The following is a 16,134-nucleotide window of genomic DNA, read 5'->3' on the forward strand; positions in this document are numbered from 1 at the left end:
TTATTCCTCGATTGAACCACCAGCAGCTTCAATTGCTGCTTTAGCACCTTTAGTTACACGTAATCCACGAATAACTACGCCAGATTTAACTTCACCTGAAAGAATGATTTTTGCAAATTGAATATCTGATGAAATCACTTTTGCTTCTTTAAGAGTTTCTAAAGTAATTTCATTTCCAGAAACTTTTGCTAAATCACTTAAACGAACTTCGGCAGTAACTGCTGCTTTCATTGAAGTGAAACCGAATTTAGGTAGACGACGGTATAAAGGCATTTGACCACCTTCAAATCCACGTCTTACACCACCGCCAGTGCGTGATTTTTGACCTTTATGTCCACGACCACCAGTTTTACCTAAACCAGAACCAATACCACGTCCAAGACGTTTAGCACTGTGTTTAGCACCTTCAGCCGGAGATAGAGTATTTAAACGCATTTATTACTCCTCCACTTTAACCATGTATGATACTTGATTGATCATACCTCTTACTGCTGCAGTATCAACTAATTCAACAGTGTGGTTAAGATGACGAAGACCTAAACCACGTAAAGTAGCTTTATGTTTTGGTAAACGACCAATTGAACTACGAGTTTGTGTTACTTTAATAGTTTTTGCCATGATCAATTACCCCAAAATTTCATCAACTGTTTTACCACGTTTAGCTGCTACCATTTCTGGTGATTTCATATTAGCTAACGCATCAATCGTAGCGCGAACCACGTTGATTGGGTTTGTTGAACCGTATGCTTTTGACAATACGTTACGAATACCTGCAACTTCCAATACTGCACGCATTGCACCACCTGCGATGATACCTGTACCTTCGCTTGCTGGTTGCATAAATACGCGAGAACCAGTATGAGCCCCTTTGATAGGGTGTTGTAGTGTACCTTCATTCAAAGCTACATTAATCATATTGCGACGTGCTTTTTCCATCGCTTTTTGGATTGCTGCCGGAACTTCACGAGCTTTACCGTAACCAAAACCAACGCGACCGTTTCCATCACCTACTACTGTTAAAGCAGTAAAGCTCATAATACGACCACCTTTTACTGTTTTAGATACACGGTTTACCGCGATTAGCTTCTCTTGCAGTTCACCAGCTTGTTTTTCGATGTTTGCCATCTCAAATTACCTCTATTAGAACTGTAGACCAGCTTCACGAGCAGCGTCTGCCAACGACTGCACACGGCCATGATATTTAAAACCAGAACGGTCAAAAGCAACTTCTTTAATACCTTTTTCCAAAGCACGTTCAGCAACTAATTTACCAACTACAGCTGCTGCTTCTTTATTTCCGGTATATTTAACTTGCTCACGAATCGCCTTCTCAAGAGTAGAAGCTGTAGCAAGCACTTCTGAACCGTTAGGTGCAATTACTTGAGCATAAATATGACGTGGAGTACGATGTACTACCAAACGTGTTGCACCTTGCTCTTTAATCATACGACGCGCACGGGTTGCACGACGAATACGAGCCAATTTTTTATCCATAGTGTTACCCTACTTATTTCTTCTTAGCCTCTTTAGTACGTACCACTTCATCAGCGTAACGTACCCCTTTACCTTTATAAGGTTCAGGACGGCGGTAAGCACGAATATCTGCAGCAACCTGCCCGATTAATTGCTTATCTGCGCCTTTTAAAACAATTTCTGTTTGAGAAGGACATTCTGCTGAAATACCAGCCGGCAATGTGTGTTCAATTGGGTGAGAATAACCCAAGTTCAACGCTAATACATTACCTTTAAGTTGTGCTCTATAACCAACACCAACTAATTGTAATTTCTTAGTAAATCCTTCTGTAACACCAATAACCATTGCATTTACTAATGCTCTAGCTGTACCAGATTGTGCATTAGATCCATCAATTTCTACACGTGGAGAAAAATGTAATGCGTTATTTTCAATAGTTACTTCAACTGCTTTGTTAATTTCGCGAGTTAACTCGCCATTCTTACCTTTAACTGTTAATAGCTGTCCGTCGAGTTTTACCTCTACGCCGGCAGGAATATTAACAGGTGCTTTTGCGACACGAGACATCTTCCTACCTCTCCATTAAGCTACGTAACAAATAATTTCACCGCCCAAGCCTGCTTGACGCGCAGCTCGATCGGTCATTACACCTTTAGATGTAGAAACAACAGCAATACCTAAACCACCAAGAACTTTTGGCAATTCATCTTTACGTTTATAAATACGTAAACCTGGACGGCTTACACGTTGAATACTTTCTACAACTGGTTTTCCTTGGAAATATTTTAAAGTAATTTCCAATTCAGGTTTAACACCTTCAACAACTTTGAAGCTCTCAATATAACCTTCTTTAGCTAGAACGTCGGCAATTGCCACTTTTAGCTTGGATGAAGGCATGTTGATCGCTACCTTATTTGCAGCTTGACCGTTACGAATACGGGTCAACATATCTGCGATTGGATCTTGCATGCTCATGTGTATTTACTCCCATGATTCCAAAATAAAGTGGTATATTACCAACTCGCTTTTCTAAGGCCTGGAATTTCACCGCGCATTGCAGCTTCACGAACCTTAATACGGCTTAAACCAAACTTACGTAACACACCGTGTGGACGACCTGTCTGACGGCAACGGCTACGTTGACGAATTGGGCTTGAATCGCGTGGTAAAGTTTGTAACTTTAACACTGCATTCCAACGCTCTTCATCAGAAGAATTAGCATCAGAGATGATTTTCTTTAATTCTTGACGTTTCGCGTAGTATTTTTCAGCTAATTCAACACGTTTTGCATCACGTGCTTTCATTGATTGTTTTGCCATTGTAACCTGCCTTATTTACGGAATGGGAAGTCAAAGGCAGCAAGTAGCGCTTGACCTTCTTCATCTGTTTTCGCTGTGGTGGTAATAGTAATATCTAAACCACGTACACGATCCACTTTATCATAATCGATTTCAGGGAAGATGATTTGTTCACGCACACCCATGCTGTAATTACCACGACCATCGAAAGACTTCGCATTCAAACCACGGAAGTCACGGATACGTGGAACAGCAATAGAAATTAATCGTTCAAAGAATTCCCACATACGCTCACCGCGTAGGGTTACTTTACAACCGATCGGATATCCCTGACGAATCTTAAAGCCAGCAACAGATTTGCGAGCTTTAGTGATTAAAGGTTTTTGACCGCTAATTGCTGTTAGATCTGCTACTGCGTTATCTAACAATTTTTTGTCGGTCAATGCTTCACCCACACCCATATTTAGGGTTATCTTCTCGATTCGTGGGACTTGCATGACAGATTTGTAGCCGAATTTTGCTTTTAATTCGTTTACTACTTGATCTCTGTAGTAATCATGCAGTTTCGCCATCGCATTACTCCAGTTTATTTAATTGTTTCACCAGTAGATTTGAAGAAACGAACTTTTTTGCCATCTTCAAATCTGAAACCTACTCGGTCAGCCTTATTTGTAGAAGGATTGAAAATTGCTACGTTAGAAACATCAATTGGTGCTTCTTTACGCACGATACCACCTTGTTTTCCTAATGCAGGAACTGGTTTTTCGTGTTTAGCAATCATATTTAAACCTTCAACGATAACTTTACCGTTAGGTAATACCTTTGTTACTTTACCGCGTTTGCCTTTACCTTTGGCAACGCTACCAGTGATCATAATCACTTCATCATTTTGACGGATTTTTGCAGCCATTTCTCACTTCTCCTTACAGTACTTCTGGAGCTAAAGAGATAATCTTCATAAACTTCTCAGAGCGAAGTTCACGAGTTACCGGTCCGAAAATACGTGTACCGATTGGTTGCTCACTATTATTATTTAAAATAACGCAAGCATTACCATCGAAGCGAATAACTGACCCGTCTGGGCGACGAACACCCTTCTTGGTGCGCACAACAACTGCTTTAAGTACATCACCTTTTTTCACTTTACCGCGTGGAATTGCTTCTTTCACAGTAACTTTGATGATATCACCAACAGCAGCATAACGACGGTGTGAGCCACCTAGAACCTTGATACACATTACGCTACGAGCGCCTGAGTTATCAGCAACGTCTAGCATAGTCTGTTCTTGGATCATGTTAGTACTCCGCTAAAATTAAAAAAACCCTTTCGGGACGAATTTACCTCTATCTCGCACATAGGGCGGATAGGGTGCGGATTCTAGCATAATGCATAGACAAAAAGCAACCTAATTTCTCACTATTTAATGACAAAAAACACTAGGCGGAATCGAATATCAAAAATGGCAAAGTGAATAGGAAATTTATAGGAGCTGCAGATGAGGATGGATATATTCTCAACTTGCAAGAAACGCAGAAATACCCCCACTTCGCTTTATGAAAGCAATAAAAAGCAAAAGATTTTACTATGCTCAAAAAATTCTACTAAATCCTGCTTATCAACTATGGGCAAGTTTTAAAAATATGCTACAGGAGGGAATAAAAAAGCCCTTAACTATTTGCTAAGGGCTTTTAATCAATTTATTGATTGAACAGTAACAAATTAAATTACTGCTTTTTCAACAACGCGAACTAAAGTCCATGATTTTGTTTTAGAGATTGGACGACATTCGCGAATCTCTACAATATCACCAACTTTTGCTTCGTTGTTTTCATCGTGTACGTGAAGTTTAGTAGTACGACGGATAAACTTACCATAAATTGGGTGTTTAACCATACGTTCGATAGCGATAGTGAAAGATTTTTCCATTTTATCGCTAATTACTTTACCTTGTACTGTACGAATTTTATCAGTCATTACTCACCCGCCTTCTCAGTTAGAATAGTCTTAACAACTGCAATTTGACGACGCACTTGTTTTAACTGATGAGTTTGTTGAAGCTGACCGGTGGCTGCTTGCATACGCAACTTGAATTGCTCACCTAACAAGTTAACCAATTCAGCATTCAGCTCTTCAACACTTTTTGTACGTAGTTCTTGAGCTTTCATTACATCACCGTCTTAGTTACGAAAGTGGTCTTAATAGGCAATTTAGCCGCTGCTAATGCAAACGCTTCTCTTGCGATCTCTTCAGACACACCATCCATTTCATATAGAACTTTACCCGGTTGGATTAAGGCTACCCAGTACTCAACGTTACCTTTACCTTTACCCATACGGACTTCTAATGGTTTTTCAGTAATTGGTTTATCTGGGAAAACACGAATCCAGATTTTACCTTGACGTTTAACCGCACGAGTCATCGCACGACGAGCTGCCTCGATTTGGCGAGCAGTTAAACGACCACGTCCAATTGCTTTCAAACCAAAGGTACCGAAACTTACATCAGTACCTGCCGCAATACCACGGTTACGACCTTTGTGGATTTTACGGAATTTAGTACGTTTTGGTTGCAACATTTAGCGAATCTCCTTACTTACGACCTTTACGCGGAGCTTTTTTAGGCTTATCCGCAGGTTGTTGTTGTTCTGATTGCATAACTGCAGCCATTCCACCAAGAATCTCACCTTTGAAGATCCATACTTTGACGCCGATAACGCCATAAGTAGTATTAGCTTCAGCAGTATTGTAATCGATATCCGCACGTAAAGTATGCAATGGTACACGACCTTCACGATACCATTCAGAACGAGCGATTTCCGCACCGCCTAAACGACCGCTAACTTCAACTTTGATACCTTTTGCTCCTAAACGCATTGCATTTTGTACAGCACGTTTCATTGCACGGCGGAACATTACACGGCGTTCTAATTGAGAGGCAATGCTCTCCGCAACTAATTTTGCATCTAATTCAGGTTTTTTAACTTCCGCGATATTGATTTGCGCTGGAACACCTGCAATAGCTGCAACTGCATTGCGTAATTTTTCAACATCCTCACCTTTCTTACCGATAACGATACCTGGGCGAGCAGTATGAATAGTTACACGAATACTTTTTGCTGGACGTTCAATAGTGATACGTGAAACAGATGCATTCGCTAACTCTTTAGTTAAAAATTTACGTACTTTAAAGTCGCCGTCTAAATTATCGGCGAAATCTTGTGTATTCGCGTACCAAGTAGATGACCAAGGTTTTACAATACCTAGGCGAATACCATGTGGATGAACTTTTTGACCCATTGCTATTCTCCTACTGATTAACGATCTGACACTACCACAGTAATGTGGCTAGTACGTTTTAAAATACGATCTGCGCGACCTTTAGCACGTGGCATTATGCGTTTCATGCTAGGACCTTCATCAACGAAGATTTTCGCGACTTTAAGATCATCGATATCTGCACCGTCATTGTGCTCTGCATTTGCGATAGCTGACTCAAGCACTTTCTTCACTAAAGCTGCTGCTTTTTTATTAGTGTATGTAAGAATTTCTAATGCTTGTGCTACTTTTTTACCGCGAATTAAATCAGCAACTAAGCGAGCTTTTTGTGCTGAGGTGCGAGCGAAACGATGTTTTGCAATAGTTTCCATCTTTTACCCCTTACTTCTTAGCTTTCTTATCTGCGGCGTGACCGCGGTAAGTACGAGTCGGTGCAAATTCACCTAATTTATGACCGATCATTTCATCAGTAACATAAACAGGAACGTGCTGACGACCATTATGGACTGCGATGGTCAAACCAATCATACTTGGGATGATCATTGAACGACGGGACCAAGTTTTAATTGGTTTTTTATCCCCGCTTTCCACCGCTTTCTCTACCTTCTTCAACAAGTGTAGGTCAAGGAAAGGACCCTTCTTGAGAGAACGTGGCATGGCTTATCCTCTTTACTTAATTAATATTATTTACCACGACGACGTACGATATATTTATCAGTACGTTTGTTATGGCGAGTTTTCTTACCTTTAGTTTGAACGCCCCAAGGAGTTACTGGGTGTTTACCAAAGTTACGACCTTCACCACCACCGTGTGGGTGATCTACTGGGTTCATTGCAGTACCACGAACAGTTGGACGAATACCTCTCCAACGGTTAGCACCTGCTTTACCTAATACGCGTAACATATGTTCAGAGTTACCCACTTCACCGATGGTTGCGTGGCACTCAGCTAATACTTTACGCATTTCACCAGAACGAAGACGAAGTGTTACATAATTGCCTTCACGAGCAATGATTTGTACATATGCTCCTGCAGAACGGGCAATTTGACCGCCTTTACCTGGTTTTAATTCCACATTGTGTACAGTTGTACCAACCGGAATACTACGCATTGGTAATGAATTACCAACTTTGATTGCTGCTGTTGCACCTGCTTGGATTTGATCTCCAACAGACAATCCTTTAGGCGCTAAAATATAACGACGTTCACCGTCTTTATATAATACTAATGCAATATTAGCAGAACGATTTGGATCATATTCTAAACGCTCTACCACCGCTGGGATATCTAACTTGTTACGTTTGAAATCAATTAAACGGTAATGTTGTTTATGACCACCACCGATATGGCGAGTAGTAATACGACCTAAATTGTTACGACCACCAGTTTTAGCATTTTTTTCTAAAAGTGGTGCATAAGGTTTACCCTTATATAATTCAGGATTGACAACTTTTACAACGTGACGACGACCAGCGGAGGTCGGCTTACATTTAACGATAGCCATTGATTATCTCCTCTGATTACTCTGCACTTTCTACAAGGTCTAAGCTTTGACCTTCAGCAAGTGTTACATAAGCTTTTTTCCAGTCACTGCGACGTCCGATTCTTGCACCGTGGCGTTTAGTTTTACCTTTTACTACCACTGTACGTACAGAATCCACTTTCACTTCAAATAATTCTGCTACTGCTTGAGCAATCTCTGCTTTATTTGCATCTAATGCAACTTTGAAAACGATAGTGTTTGACTTCTCAGTATTATTTGTTGCTTTCTCAGAGATATGTGGTGCTTTAAGCACTTTTAGCAAACGTTCTTGACTCATGCTAACATCTCCTCAATTTGCTTAACTGCATCTACAGTCATAACTACTTTTTCAAAAGCAATTAGGCTGACTGGATCGATACCTTGAACATCACGTACATCTACTTTATATAAATTACGTGCAGCTAAATATAGATTTTCATCTACATTTGCTGTGATGATTAATGCATCATCAAGTGCCATTTGTTTTAATTTTTGAACTAAAACTTTAGTTTTCGGTGCTTCAACTTCGAATTTTTCGACAACAACTAAACGATCTTGACGAACTAATTCAGAAAGAATGCTTTTGATTGCACCGCGATACATTTTTTTGTTCACTTTTTGGCTGTGATCTTGTGGTTTAGCTGCGAAAGTTACACCACCAGAACGCCAAATTGGGCTTTTAATGTCACCGGAACGGGCACGACCTGTTCCTTTTTGACGCCATGGTTTTTTACCTGAACCAGACACTTCAGCACGAGATTTTTGTGCACGAGAACCTTGGCGCGCACCTGCTGCATAAGCAACAACAACTTGGTGAACCAACGCTTCGTTAAACTCACGTCCGAAGGTAGTTTCAGAAACAGTTAATGCACTTTGTGCATCTTTAGTTACTAATTCCATTCCTATCTCCTAGACTTATGCTTTCACTGCTGGTTTAACGATTAAATCACCACCAGTTGCACCAGGGACAGCGCCTTTAACTAATAGTAATTTACGTTCAGCATCAACACGAACCACTTCTAAAGATTGAACGGTTACACGTTCATTCCCTAAGTGACCAGACATTTTTTTACCTTTGAATACGCGACCCGGAGTTTGGTTTTGACCAATTGATCCCGGAACACGGTGAGACAAAGAGTTACCGTGTGTAGCATCTTGAGTACGGAAGTTCCAACGTTTTACTGTACCGGCATAGCCTTTACCTTTTGAAGTACCAGTAACGTCAACTTTCTTCACGTCTGCGAAGATATCAACATTAATTTCTTGACCTAAAGTGAATTCTTCACCTTCAGCCACACGGAATTCCCATAAACCGCGACCTGCTTCAACACCTGCTTTAACGAAATGACCTGCTTCAGGTTTAGTTACGTGACTTGCTTTTTTTGAGCCAGTTGTAACTTGAACTGCACAGTAGCCATCTGTTTCAAGGGTTTTCACTTGAGTAACGCGGTTGGCTTCGATTTCGATAACAGTAACTGGGATAGACACGCCATCTTCATTGAAGATACGAGTCATACCAACTTTACGACCGATTAAACCAATCATTGTAATAACCTCTTAAATTAACCTAGGCTGATCTGCACATCAACACCGGCAGCCAGATCCAAACGCATTAAAGCGTCAACAGTTTTTTCAGTAGGCTCAACGATATCAACCAAACGTTTATGAGTACGGATTTCATATTGATCACGCGCATCTTTATTTACGTGTGGAGAAATCAATACTGTGAAACGTTCTTTACGGGTTGGTAGTGGAATTGGACCACGAACTTGAGCACCTGTACGTTTTGCCGTTTCTACGATTTCCGCTGTAGATTGATCAATTAAACGATGATCAAATGCTTTTAAGCGGATACGGATTCTTTGGTTCTGCATGAGACCAGAGCTCCATTTTCAAAAAATAATTAATAAAAAATTCACACCTCAAGTTCCAACTGCATAATGGAAAGAAGTGCGACTAACCTATTTTAGTTTCCCAATCGGAAACATTTTGTTATGACAAAAACATTGCCATCATTTGATAAATGATTACATCAAATGGCTTAAAAAAGCCTGTGTATTTTATACGACATTAATAAAATAGCAAGGATTTTTTGTACTATTTTTCTGCACCAATCTGAGCAATCGTCCATTTGTATAGATGACTGATAGAAAAATTTAAAAAGGAAGTTTAGCCTATAAAAAAACAAAGCCGGTCTTCTTTACCGGCTTTGTATCTCTCTTATCTGTATCTCTGTATCACAAATGTTTATGTGTACTAAATCACCAACCTGCTGGTAGTAGGGATAATTTCGCTAATACTGCATACACTGCACTGGCGCTATACATAATGAAAATAGTAATATAGATAGCAGGCGAAGTGAGCACTTTCGGGCATTGCCATTCCGGTTCTTTATTACCAGATTTTCTTGCACCTTTAACAATGAGATAAGGCACAATACTCAATACCACGCCACTGAATACGCCAGCAAAATAGAGCGCATCCACAAAACCAACCATTCCACTATAAGCCAACCAAAGCGGTGGTACTGCAACCAACGCAACTACACCGGCACGAACTAAGCGATTACTATCGACAGGAAGATCAAAACGATCCGCAATATTAGTTAAGAAACTGCCGCCAATTCCCCAATAAGAGGTCAACATCGCAAATAGAGCAAAGCAGTTCGCCATAAAAAATGCCCAACTTCCCAATGCTTCGCCCCAGCTAATTGTCGCGACCTGGCTAATATTTTCTAATCCATTAAGAGAAATGACAGATAACGGCACCAAAGCAATTAAAACGAAAGTAATAAACATCCCGGTAATAATTGCTCGAGGAAGCAACTGTGGTTTGTGCGCTAAGCCTCGCGCCATTTCCGGAACAATATATTGTGCACAATAAATAAACACCACTAAATTGAATACCGGAATCATATAATGCCAGCTGCCGTCAAAAACTCGACTAAAATCAGTAGTTGGGAACGCAAATGTTGCACCAATAAGCACAACCAACATTAATACCATTAATGAAGTAATAACTTTTTCACTTCGTCCCAAAGCTTTTAAACCAAGGTATAAAATTAAGGTCGCCGGAATAAAGAAAATGATACTACCTAATTTTTTATTAATACCGAATAATGAGTGTAATAAATCGCCACTCCCATTCATATAAGCAATTAACGCACCAAGTGCATTAACCGTTACTGAGGCAAACATTAAGCACGCCCCCATTTTACCAATATAACGGTGTGCCAATCCGGTCAACTGTTCGTGTTGTTGAGTTCGTAATGTTGCTTCGGCTACATACAACATTGTAATAGTGGTAATGATGCCGACGACAATCAACCAAAAGAGTAATGGCATATAACCTGCTTTACGTGCAGCATATGAAACCGATAAAATGCCGGCACCGATGTTGGTACCAACAATCATAGCCACCCCTTCGGCAAAGGTAATCTTTGCCGTTTTTAAGCCATTAGACATAGCTCGCCTCCTGTATATAAAAGATAAATTAAAGGCGTGTTTTTTTAATAAAAATGTTGTGTTTGCATAAAATAATAGTAAGAAAAACACGCCTCAATTTTTATGATTATTCACTTAAATCAACGCATAGATATTTCAACTCAAGATATTCATCTGCTCCGTATTTACTACCTTCGCGCCCGATACCGCTCGCTTTTACGCCACCAAATGGCGCAACTTCATTACTGATTAAGCCAGTATTAATACCAACCATACCGTATTCCAATGCTTCGGATACCCGCCATTGTCTTGCAGTATCTTGTGTATACAAGTAGCTAGCCAAGCCAAATTCAGTATCATTAGCATAAGAAATCACTTCTTGTTCATCAGTAAATTTGAAAACAGGGCAAAGTGGTCCAAAAGTCTCTTCTTTAGCCACAGCCATCTGTTGAGTCACATTTGACAATACTGTCGGTTCAAAGAAACTAAAACCAAGTTCACTGCGTTTACCACCGGTTAAACAGGTTGCACCTTTTGATACGGCATCAGCAATATGTTCTTCCACTTTTTTCACTGCTTTGCCATCAATAAGAGGACCTTGATTAACGCCATCATCCAAACCGTTGCCTAATTTAAGTTCAGCCACTTTAGCCACTAAACGACGACAAAATTCATCATAAACGCCGGCTTGGACATAAGTGCGGTTGGTACATACACAAGTTTGTCCGCTATTTCTAAATTTACTTGCAATTAAACCATCAACGGCTTTATCCAAATTAGCATCATCAAACACGATAAATGGTGCATTGCCACCAAGTTCAAGGCTGAGTTTCTTAATATCTTTCGCACTGCTGCTGAAGATTTTTGATCCCACTTCAGTTGAACCGGTAAAGCTGATTTTTCTCACGATCGAATTATTAGCAAATGTATTGCTAATCTCGCTGGCATTACCATTTACGATTACGAACAGATCTTCCGGTACGCCCGCCTGATAAGCCAATAAAGCTTGAGCATACGCACTTAATGGGGTTTGGCTTGCCGTTTTAACCAACATTGCACAGCCTACTGCTAGTGCCGGCGCGGCTTTGCGGGTAATCATTGCAGCCGGGAAGTTCCAAGGCGTAATTGCCGCAGTCACCCCGATAGGTTGTTTAATCACCAATAATTTTTGTGACACTTTCGTGCTGGTTAAAATATCACCATCAATGCGGCGTGCTTCTTCCGCAAACCAACGAATAAAGGAGGCAGCATAATCGATTTCCCCACGTGATTCGGTTAAGCTCTTACCTTGTTCCATTGTCATAATTTTTGCCAATGCTTCTTTGTTTTGTTTTACTAAGTAATACCATTGCCAAAGAACATCAGCACGTTCCAATGCTGTTTTTGCAGCCCATTTTTTCTGAGCAATAGCAGCTTTCTCAATCAGCGCATTAACCTGATCAGCTGACGTTTTCTTCACATATGCTAATACATCACCATTTGCAGGATTAGTAACTTCAATCCAATCAGGCTGCTGAGTAAAACTCACATCCTTATGTTGTAACAATGCTTGAAGTGATTTCATCTTTTTCTCCTTTATAGAAAGTGATTAAGCAAGTTCCTTCCTAGCTTGTTCAATCGCATTTTTGAGAATTGACAATGCACGATCAAACAACTCATCTTCAATAGTAATTGGATAAAGGAAACGAATAACATTACCGTGCACACCGCAAGTAAGAAGTACTAAATTATTTTCCATTGCAATTTTTTGTACTTTGCTTGCAAATGCACTGTTTGGATTTTCATCATCACCAAATTCAACCGCAACCATTGAACCAAGACCGCGAATATCAGTAACTTCAGGTGCATTAAGATCAGCAAGGAACTTACGAAGGCGATCACCTAATAGTTGAGAGCGTTCTAAGATTTTTTCTTCTTTAATAACATCTAATACCGCTAAAGCCGCAGTAACACCTAAAGGGTTACCTGCATAAGTACCGCCTAAACCACCACGACGAGCCGCATCAAGAATTTCAGCTTTACCTGCAATACCGCTAAGCACAAAACCACCGGCCAAACTTTTCGCCATAGTCATTACATCCGGTTTTACATCAAAATGTTCCATTGCAAAGAGTTTACCGCTTCTTGCAAATCCTGATTGAACCTCATCTGCAATCATTACAATGCCGTGTTCATCACAAATTTCACGAACTTTACGCATAAATTCCGGAGGACATACATTGAAACCGCCTTCGCCTTGAACCGGTTCAAGAATGATTGCTGCTACATCTGTCGGTGCAATATCGCTTTTGAAAATACGTTTAATACTCTTAATCGCATCATCAACACTAATATTTTGTGTTTTTGATGGATAAAGTGCGTGATAAATACCGGCAGGCATAGCACCGAAATCTGCTTGATATGGATTAACTTTACCGGTTAAAGCCAATGTTAATAGAGTACGTCCGTGGAACGCACCACCAAAAGCAATAACACCATTACGTTTTGTGTAGGCTCTTGCTACTTTCACTGCATTTTCAACGGCTTCCGCACCGGTAGAGAAGAACTGGCTTTTCACTTTTCCATCAATAGGAACTAGTGCATTAATGCGTTCTGCAAGCTCAATATAGCTAGTATAAGGAACGATTTGGAATGAAGTGTGTGAAAAATGATCTAATTGCGCACGTACTGCCGCCATAACTTTTGGATGACAGTGACCGATATTTAATACACCGATACCACCATAGAAATCAATCATTTCTCTTCCATCTGTTGTTTTGATAATTGCATTGGATGCAGAATCTACAAACCAATCGCACATTACGCTGGCACCATTTGGAATTGCATCTCTCATTCGAGTAATTAAGTCGTTCATTTCAACACTCCTGTCTGTCTATTAGAATAAATTTGCTTTTTTTGCCCTTTTATACGATAATTATTCAGAATACTGAACAATCATTTCATATTGTGAATATGATAATAACGACAACTCGTAAAAAAAGTCAACAGTTTGTTAATAAAATGGAAAAAGAAAATAAAAATAGCCTTGTTCCGGCACTACAAAAAGCAATTCAAATTTTGAATTTTTTAAGTGAACAAACACAGCCGATCTCCGCTGCGGAAGTGAGTAAATTATTAAATTTACCAAGAAGTTCCGTACACAATCTTCTCCATACTATGTTGGATAATGGCGTTGTACAAAAAAATGAAAATCAGCAATTTATGTTAGGAACAAAAATTCTTCAATGGGCAAACGCTCTTGTTGCAGAACAGGATATGATCAGTAAATTTTATCAAGCCATTAAACAATTTCCTGAATTGGAACCCTATACATTAACACTCTCCACTCTTAATCAAGATCAAGTTATCTATCTTGCTTGTAAAAATAGCTCTTTACCTTTGGGGATTACTTTCAAAATAGGGATGCATTTCCCGGCAATATTTACAGCGACCGGAAAAGCAATTTTAAGTACATTTACTGATGCACAATTAGCACCCTTATTAGAAAATTTACCCGCACCTTTTACTGATACAGGTGTAACCAGTATTGAACAAATTCAACAAGAAATGAGCCAAATAAGAAAACAAGGATATGCCATAGATAACGGGCAATTAAGAAAAGGGATGTATTGCTATGGTATTGCTTTACCTAATAAATTTGGAACAGCAAAATTTGGACTGGCAGCAAGTTTATTGGAGTATGAAGCACAAGACCAAGCTGTAGTAGATCAATTATTAACTGCATTAAAACAATTAACAGAAGAATTAAAACCTACTATTTTTACTCAATCTAATTAGTTTTAAATGTCTATAAAATCGTCTGATGAAAAAAGAGGCATATAGGACAAAATAGTTGATAAAAATAGGCTTAAAGCCTTATAGTATAAGGCGTTAGGTCACTTTTTTGAAATATAAACCTCAAGTTCAAGTATTTAAAAATATGGCAAGAAAAATGGCGTTCAACGCTATAAATATACACATTGCATAAGACATTTTCTCTCACTAACTGATTAAATTTTGTTTAGCTCTGGTATGAATATACCGTCAAAAAAAGATCTATCAGCAACTTGCCAAAGCGTACCAATGTCCTACTGGGACTGTCTGGGACTGTTGTTTTATCAGCTCATAATCAATACAAATAGCATTAGAATTATGAATATAACAACCTCAAAAGAAAAAAATAAATTGATTTACTCTATGATGAGATAAATCAGTGTCTACACTGACGACAGGACTCGAACCTGTATAACCAGATAATTAAACCTTACCGTTACCCATTGGAAACAATCAGTGTAAACTTCTTAAATATATATAAGTTTTTTGAATAAATCCATTGTTTTCATTCACAGAACAATATATAAAGCATTGTTATATCAATTATCTTGATTCTTCGAAAGACAAACAGATTAAAGATATTCCGTCTTCCGCTGTGAAACAGTGAATGGTAAGGTTTCAAGCATTTACTTATAGGTGAGTTTGATAAATATTAATCTAAAAGAATAAAAAAACGCCAACCTTTCGGTTAGCGTTTCTTCTCTAAATTGAAAACCTGGCAGTGACCTACTCTCACATGGGGAATCCCCACACTACCATCGGCATTACAACATTTCACTTCTGAGTTCGGCATGGAGTCAGGTGGTGCTATTGTATTCTCGCCGCCAGGATTATCCTGTCTATATACTGCTTCTCTCTCGCTTTTGCTTTTGCTTTTGCTTTTGCTTTTGCTTTTGCTTTTGCTTTTGCTTTTGCTTTTGCTTTTGCTTTTGCTTCTCGCAGTGTATCTGCTTATTCTGTCTTTATCCTATTGTCTTTTCTTGTTCTTTCTTCGACCTTTCCGTCTTTCTCTCAACTTAACACAAGCTGTCTACCTTCTTCTCTTTTTTCTTTTCGCTTTCCTTGCTTTTCGCTTTTCTTCTTGCGTTTGGCTTTTTACGCTCCCCCGCAAAAACCCTTCAGCGTTGTATAGTTAAGCCTCTCGGGCAATTAGTATGGGTTAGCTCAACGGCTCACACCGCTTACACACCCCACCTATCTACGTCGTCGTCTTCAACAACCCTTACTGACTCTATGTCAGGGAGAACTCATCTCGGGGCAAGTTTCGTGCTTAGATGCTTTCAGCACTTATCTCTTCCGCACTTAGC

The 16,134-nt window shown here is 39.5% G+C and carries 25 protein-coding genes and 2 rRNA genes; 1 reads left to right on the plus strand and 26 read right to left on the minus strand.

Annotated features, from left to right (window positions below; all coding sequences use genetic code 11):
- The 24 genes from rplO to gabT all read right to left on the minus strand — a co-directional run bounded on the left by rplO (position 1) and on the right by gabT (position 13,868).
- Positions 1-435 (minus strand): 50S ribosomal protein L15, encoded by a 435-nt coding sequence (rplO, locus tag A3EO_RS0104805; protein WP_013745944.1) that lies wholly within the window; start codon positions 433-435, stop codon positions 1-3.
- Between the two features lie 3 nt (positions 436-438).
- Complete coding sequence (rpmD, locus tag A3EO_RS0104810) at positions 439-618, minus strand: 50S ribosomal protein L30 (RefSeq protein ID WP_013745945.1); 180 nt, start codon at positions 616-618, stop codon at positions 439-441.
- Positions 619-624: 6 nt separating this feature from the next.
- A complete protein-coding gene (gene rpsE / locus A3EO_RS0104815; protein WP_013745946.1) occupies positions 625-1,125 on the minus strand; it encodes a 30S ribosomal protein S5 in 501 nt (166 codons plus the stop codon).
- Positions 1,126-1,140: 15 nt separating this feature from the next.
- Positions 1,141-1,494: a 50S ribosomal protein L18 gene (gene rplR / locus A3EO_RS0104820; protein ID WP_013745947.1), complete on the minus strand. Its 354-nt coding sequence runs from the start codon at positions 1,492-1,494 to the stop codon at positions 1,141-1,143.
- 13 nt (positions 1,495-1,507) lie between these two features.
- A complete protein-coding gene (gene rplF, locus A3EO_RS0104825; RefSeq protein WP_013745948.1) occupies positions 1,508-2,041 on the minus strand; it encodes a 50S ribosomal protein L6 in 534 nt (177 codons plus the stop codon).
- Between the two features lie 15 nt (positions 2,042-2,056).
- A complete protein-coding gene (gene rpsH / locus A3EO_RS0104830) occupies positions 2,057-2,449 on the minus strand; it encodes a 30S ribosomal protein S8 (protein ID WP_018346238.1) in 393 nt (130 codons plus the stop codon).
- A gap of 38 nt (positions 2,450-2,487) precedes the next feature.
- On the minus strand, positions 2,488-2,793 hold the full coding sequence (rpsN, locus tag A3EO_RS0104835) for a 30S ribosomal protein S14 (protein WP_013745950.1): 306 nt from the start codon (positions 2,791-2,793) through the stop codon (positions 2,488-2,490).
- 11 nt (positions 2,794-2,804) lie between these two features.
- Positions 2,805-3,344: a 50S ribosomal protein L5 gene (rplE, locus tag A3EO_RS0104840; protein ID WP_013745951.1), complete on the minus strand. Its 540-nt coding sequence runs from the start codon at positions 3,342-3,344 to the stop codon at positions 2,805-2,807.
- Positions 3,345-3,358: 14 nt separating this feature from the next.
- Positions 3,359-3,682, minus strand: a complete 324-nt coding sequence (gene rplX / locus A3EO_RS0104845; RefSeq protein WP_013745952.1) for a 50S ribosomal protein L24 — start codon at positions 3,680-3,682, stop codon at positions 3,359-3,361.
- Positions 3,683-3,695: 13 nt separating this feature from the next.
- Positions 3,696-4,067 (minus strand): 50S ribosomal protein L14, encoded by a 372-nt coding sequence (gene rplN, locus A3EO_RS0104850; protein WP_013745953.1) that lies wholly within the window; start codon positions 4,065-4,067, stop codon positions 3,696-3,698.
- A gap of 425 nt (positions 4,068-4,492) precedes the next feature.
- The gene (gene rpsQ, locus A3EO_RS0104855) at positions 4,493-4,747 is read right to left on the minus strand and encodes a 30S ribosomal protein S17 (protein ID WP_013745954.1); all 255 of its coding nucleotides are present in this window, start codon (positions 4,745-4,747) and stop codon (positions 4,493-4,495) included.
- The gene (gene rpmC, locus A3EO_RS0104860) at positions 4,747-4,938 is read right to left on the minus strand and encodes a 50S ribosomal protein L29 (protein ID WP_013745955.1); all 192 of its coding nucleotides are present in this window, start codon (positions 4,936-4,938) and stop codon (positions 4,747-4,749) included. Before rpmC ends, rpsQ begins: the two co-directional genes overlap by 1 nt.
- Complete coding sequence (rplP, locus tag A3EO_RS0104865) at positions 4,938-5,348, minus strand: 50S ribosomal protein L16 (RefSeq protein WP_013745956.1); 411 nt, start codon at positions 5,346-5,348, stop codon at positions 4,938-4,940. Before rplP ends, rpmC begins: the two co-directional genes overlap by 1 nt.
- Positions 5,349-5,361: 13 nt before the next feature.
- On the minus strand, positions 5,362-6,069 hold the full coding sequence (gene rpsC, locus A3EO_RS0104870) for a 30S ribosomal protein S3 (protein WP_013745957.1): 708 nt from the start codon (positions 6,067-6,069) through the stop codon (positions 5,362-5,364).
- 17 nt (positions 6,070-6,086) lie between these two features.
- Entirely contained in the window at positions 6,087-6,419 is a 333-nt protein-coding gene (gene rplV / locus A3EO_RS0104875; protein ID WP_018346239.1) for a 50S ribosomal protein L22, read from the minus strand.
- 10 nt (positions 6,420-6,429) lie between these two features.
- A complete protein-coding gene (gene rpsS, locus A3EO_RS0104880) occupies positions 6,430-6,705 on the minus strand; it encodes a 30S ribosomal protein S19 (protein WP_013745959.1) in 276 nt (91 codons plus the stop codon).
- A gap of 26 nt (positions 6,706-6,731) precedes the next feature.
- Positions 6,732-7,553 (minus strand): 50S ribosomal protein L2, encoded by an 822-nt coding sequence (rplB, locus tag A3EO_RS0104885; protein WP_018346240.1) that lies wholly within the window; start codon positions 7,551-7,553, stop codon positions 6,732-6,734.
- A gap of 16 nt (positions 7,554-7,569) precedes the next feature.
- Positions 7,570-7,869, minus strand: coding sequence for a 50S ribosomal protein L23 (rplW, locus tag A3EO_RS0104890; protein ID WP_013745961.1), 300 nt, complete (start codon positions 7,867-7,869; stop codon positions 7,570-7,572).
- Positions 7,866-8,471, minus strand: a complete 606-nt coding sequence (gene rplD, locus A3EO_RS0104895) for a 50S ribosomal protein L4 (protein ID WP_013745962.1) — start codon at positions 8,469-8,471, stop codon at positions 7,866-7,868. The genes rplW and rplD overlap by 4 nt, the downstream gene beginning before the upstream one ends.
- A 15-nt stretch (positions 8,472-8,486) precedes the next feature.
- Complete coding sequence (gene rplC / locus A3EO_RS0104900; protein WP_013745963.1) at positions 8,487-9,116, minus strand: 50S ribosomal protein L3; 630 nt, start codon at positions 9,114-9,116, stop codon at positions 8,487-8,489.
- 17 nt (positions 9,117-9,133) lie between these two features.
- On the minus strand, positions 9,134-9,445 hold the full coding sequence (gene rpsJ / locus A3EO_RS0104905; RefSeq protein ID WP_001181005.1) for a 30S ribosomal protein S10: 312 nt from the start codon (positions 9,443-9,445) through the stop codon (positions 9,134-9,136).
- Positions 9,446-9,832: 387 nt separating this feature from the next.
- Positions 9,833-11,035 (minus strand): aromatic amino acid transport family protein, encoded by a 1,203-nt coding sequence (locus A3EO_RS0104910; protein WP_018346241.1) that lies wholly within the window; start codon positions 11,033-11,035, stop codon positions 9,833-9,835.
- A gap of 106 nt (positions 11,036-11,141) precedes the next feature.
- Positions 11,142-12,578, minus strand: coding sequence for an NAD-dependent succinate-semialdehyde dehydrogenase (locus A3EO_RS0104915; protein ID WP_018346242.1), 1,437 nt, complete (start codon positions 12,576-12,578; stop codon positions 11,142-11,144).
- A gap of 24 nt (positions 12,579-12,602) precedes the next feature.
- Positions 12,603-13,868, minus strand: coding sequence for a 4-aminobutyrate--2-oxoglutarate transaminase (gabT, locus tag A3EO_RS0104920; RefSeq protein ID WP_013745966.1), 1,266 nt, complete (start codon positions 13,866-13,868; stop codon positions 12,603-12,605).
- Positions 13,869-13,966: 98 nt separating this feature from the next.
- On the opposite strand from gabT, the gene A3EO_RS0104925 reads away from it, so the two are divergent.
- Entirely contained in the window at positions 13,967-14,791 is an 825-nt protein-coding gene (locus tag A3EO_RS0104925) for an IclR family transcriptional regulator (protein ID WP_115241580.1), read from the plus strand.
- A gap of 749 nt (positions 14,792-15,540) precedes the next feature.
- On the opposite strand, the gene rrf is transcribed toward A3EO_RS0104925, so the two are convergent.
- Together rrf and A3EO_RS0104935 are read right to left on the minus strand one after the other, a co-directional pair.
- Positions 15,541-15,656, minus strand: a 5S ribosomal RNA gene (rrf, locus tag A3EO_RS0104930).
- A gap of 299 nt (positions 15,657-15,955) precedes the next feature.
- Positions 15,956-16,134: ribosomal RNA gene (locus tag A3EO_RS0104935) — 23S ribosomal RNA — on the minus strand; the annotation flags it as partial.

It is taken from the genome of Gallibacterium anatis DSM 16844 = F 149 (assembly GCF_000379785.1).
Taxonomy (GTDB): Bacteria; Pseudomonadota; Gammaproteobacteria; order Enterobacterales; family Pasteurellaceae; genus Gallibacterium; species Gallibacterium anatis.